The organism is Okeania sp. SIO2B9, from assembly GCF_010672505.1.
GTDB lineage: Bacteria > Cyanobacteriota > Cyanobacteriia > Cyanobacteriales > Microcoleaceae > Okeania > Okeania hirsuta.
Genome location: NZ_JAAHGK010001479.1, coordinates 1 through 1,719, shown reverse-complemented (window position 1 = coordinate 1,719; position 1,719 = coordinate 1). Strand labels below are relative to the sequence as shown.

The window sequence follows — 1,719 nt, the reverse complement described above, 5'->3', positions numbered from 1 at the left end:
GAATTATAGAGGAGGTAGTCGGAAAAATTGTCCCTCAATTTTTCTGCCATAACCATCCCAAAATACTAGCTTTTTGCAGCTCTTGCCACTGAAAAGCTGGTACTTTTTTCAACCCAAAAATGCTAAAACCTTTATATGTCAGTGCTTTTAGATTTAATCAGTAAACCCTAATTAATATCAGGGTAAGCATTCCGCAGGAAGAGCTGACTGCTAATAGCTGTTTGCGCAGCATTCCGGAGGAAATGCTTACATATCAGGAATTAGGATTATAACCCAATTCCAAATGATTAATTTAAGCAGTAACTGAAGTAGTTAATGTTGACATTTCATTTTGTTTAATCCACTCAAAAACTCGATTCAATGCCCACCAAACATCAGGATCTTGAGCATGAACTTGACAAGATTTACTACTAACATGAGCTACATGACCACCATAACGAGTTAACATTAAATCAATGGCAGAATTACTGTCACAAGCAGCTTTTAAATCTGCTGCAATTGTTGGGTCAAACATGGGGTCATCTTCAGCATAAATAATCAATGTTCGTTTTTTTATATGAGGTAAAAAATATAGAGGACTTGTTGCTTGATAGTAGGCTTCTACTGATGAAAATCCTAACTTTTCAATAACAAATTCTTCATCAAATTTCCAGATACAATCAGCACGCTCTATTGCCTCTGGATCGATAAAATCTGGATGATGTTCGTGAATTAACCAAACTAATTTTTTTAGGTTTTTAGTAATTCCTCTATCTAAGTATCTTCCTAAAGGAGAGCTATCTAAGTAAGATAGAGAACGTTGAGCTTCCAGACTGGGGCAAATAACTGCACAACCACCAATATCTGTTTCTGCTAACCCTAATTCTGGAGCCAAACTTTCTGCTACTTTTGCACCCCAAAGTGCTAGTTGTCCTCCCAAAGAATATGCAGTAAACCAAAAATTAGGCGGACAACCCATTGCTTTTGCTTGAGCAGCAATATGAACAAAATCTTGCCCTTCATAAATACCATCTGAAGTTAGAGTTTGTGATAATAATGCTGTCTTGCCATGGGCACGCCAATCAAATAAAATAATGGCATAACCTTGAGCATAAGCTTTGCGTCCTAATAGTTTTAAGAACCATTGATTATCTAACTCTCCTGTAATTCCATAAGTCCCAATAATTGTACCTTTTGGGTTTTCTGGAATAGCCATCCAGCCAAAAATTGGCACATTATTTGCTCCCATAAAAATTTTCTCTTGGTAAGAAAGCTTCGGAAATGTAGTAGTTTCTTCCCAAAAACGGGGTATCCAAAAGGCTGCATAAAGGGTCATTGCTAAACCATTTTTCAGGAACCACGGAGGAGTATAAGAAGGATAACCCATAGATAAATTTTAATCTGATAAAACTTAAATTTGTTGATTAGATAGTATATCAGTTGGCGATGAAATTTTATAATCCAGAATTTTTCGGTCAATAATACCAAATTGATAAGTGTTTGCTACAAATAGCTAGGATATTTCGTAAGGAGTCAGGAGTCAGGAGTCAGGAGTCAGAATGAATGGCTTCAATAGCATTTTTCAGGTCGGAAATCATCTTTTTTGTCAAAGGGAATATCCTGCACCTGTCTTTTTATTTCTCTTACTATTCGTAACATTCTTTTTTTTTAATTGGTATAATATCATGTCCGTTTGAATACTTATAAATCAGGGAGTAGGGAGTAGGGAGTAGGGAGTAA

At 36.0% G+C, this 1,719-nt stretch carries 1 protein-coding gene; it reads right to left on the bottom strand.

Annotated features, from left to right (window positions below):
* Positions 1–292 precede the first annotated feature (292 nt).
* Complete coding sequence (locus F6K13_RS31860; protein ID WP_124143023.1) at positions 293–1,366, bottom strand: YheT family hydrolase; 1,074 nt, start codon at positions 1,364–1,366, stop codon at positions 293–295.
* Positions 1,367–1,719: the final 353 nt, after the last annotated feature.

Excerpts from the sequence above, each read along its gene's own strand:
- F6K13_RS31860 (WP_124143023.1), bottom strand. The coding sequence starts at position 1,366 with ATGGGTTATCCTTCTTATACTCCTCCGTGGTTCCTGAAAAATGGTTTA.